The sequence below is a fragment of the Nocardiopsis sp. TNDT3 genome (assembly GCF_003427465.1).
Classification (GTDB): domain Bacteria; phylum Actinomycetota; class Actinomycetes; order Streptosporangiales; family Streptosporangiaceae; genus Nocardiopsis; species Nocardiopsis dassonvillei.
The window spans coordinates 1-1,684 of the sequence record NZ_QPFC01000414.1 but is presented as its reverse complement, the minus strand read 5'-3'; the positions used below and the strand labels follow the sequence as shown (position 1 = coordinate 1,684).

Annotated in this window: 1 protein-coding gene; it reads right to left on the bottom strand. The window is 72.7% G+C overall.

Features of this window, described 5'->3' with window-relative positions; all coding sequences use genetic code 11:
* Positions 1 to 58 precede the first annotated feature (58 nt).
* Positions 59 to 1,465 (bottom strand): GH1 family beta-glucosidase, encoded by a 1,407-nt coding sequence (locus tag DQW06_RS10965; protein WP_013153560.1) that lies wholly within the window; start codon positions 1,463 to 1,465, stop codon positions 59 to 61.
* Between the last annotated feature and the right edge of the window lie 219 nt (positions 1,466 to 1,684).

Genomic DNA, 1,684 nt, shown 5'->3' with positions numbered 1-1,684 from the left:
GGGGCGGGCCCACCCGGCGCGGTGGGCCCCCTCCCCGCGCGAAGGCGCCGGAGGGCGGCTAACCCTCCCACTGTGTGGCGAGCTCCTGGACCCTGCGGGCGCGGTGCGAGGTCAGGAAGTCGCGGTACCAGTGGTAGCTGTCCTTGGGGTGGCGCTCCAGGCGGTCGTAGTCGACGCGGACCAGCCCGAAGCGGCGGTCGTAGCCGTAGGCCCACTCGAAGTTGTCCAGCAGCGACCACACGAAGTAGCCGCGCACGTCCACCCCCGCGTCGATGGCCGTGGCCAGGGCGCCCAGGTGGTCGCGCAGGTACTCGACGCGACCCGTGTCGCGGACCCGGCCGGTCTCGTCGGGCTGGTCGTCCTCGGCCGAGCCGTTCTCGGTGATGAAGATGGGCGGCAGGTTCGGGTAGCGCCGGTCCAGGTCGATGAGCAGGTCGGCGAAGGTGGCCGGGACCACCGGCCAGTCCATGGTGGTGTGCCGCACGCCCTCGATGCGCACCTGCTCGGTGCGGATGTCCACGGCGGTGCGCGCGGCCGGGTCGGCCTCGCTGTGGGGGGCGTCGCGCAGCATGATGGGCCGGTAGAAGTTGACGCCCAGGAAGTCCAGCGGCTGGCCGATGATGCGCAGGTCGCCGTCGGCCCGGTAGGAGCCGTCGGCCATGCCCTCCCAGACCTCGTCCTCGTTGTCGGGGTAGGCCCCGGCGAAGATGGGGTCGAACCACACGCGGTTGTGCAGGGTGCGGGCCCGCTCCACGGCGGCGCGGTCGGCCTCGGAGTCGGTGGCGGGCAGGAAGTGGTCCGGGTTGAGGGTGATGCCGACCTCCCCGGCGGCGGCCGCGCGCAGTTCGCCGGTGGCCATGCCGTGGGCGAGCAGCAGGTGGTGCGCGGCGGCCAGGGCGGGAGTGCCCTCCCGGGTTCCGGGCGCGTGGCGGCCGACGGCGTGGCCGACGAAGGCCGAGCAGAAGGGCTCGTTGAGGGTGATCCACCGGTTGACCCGGTCGCCGAGGCGGTCGGCGACGATGCGGGAGTACTCGGCGAAGCGGTAGGCGGTGTCGCGGACCCGCCAGCCGCCCTCGTCCTCCAGCGCCTGGGGCAGGTCCCAGTGGTAGAGGGTCAGGGCGGGTTCGATCCCGGCGCCCAGGATGGTGTCCACCAGGCGGTCGTAGAAGGCCAGTCCCTCCGGGTTGGGGCGGCCCTTGCCCGTGGGCTGGACGCGCGGCCAGGCCACGGAGAAGCGGTACAGGTCGACGCCCAGGTCGGCGAGCAGGGCGACGTCCTCGCCGTAGCGGTGGTAGTGGTCGCAGGCGACGTCGCCGCTCTCGCCGCGGGCGACGCGCCCCGGCGTGCGGCAGTAGGTGTCCCAGATGGAGGGACCCCGTCCGCCCTCGTGGACACCGCCCTCGATCTGGTAGGCGGCGGTGGCGGTGCCGAAGAGGAGGCTGGCGGGCAGGGTGGGGTCTTCCATGGTGTTCCTTTCGCGGGAGCGCTCCCAATCGTATCGAAGGTGACCTCCGACACCAATCATCCTTAAGTAATCGAACAAACACCCTGAGCACGCGAAACCCCGGTGTACGGCCTCCTCCCACCGCCTCCGCCCGCCCCGGCCCGGCCGACGGCACGGCTGCGTCACACGGACCGGACGGCCTCCCGTATCGTCGCACTGCACGCGCGCCCCCTCCCCCGT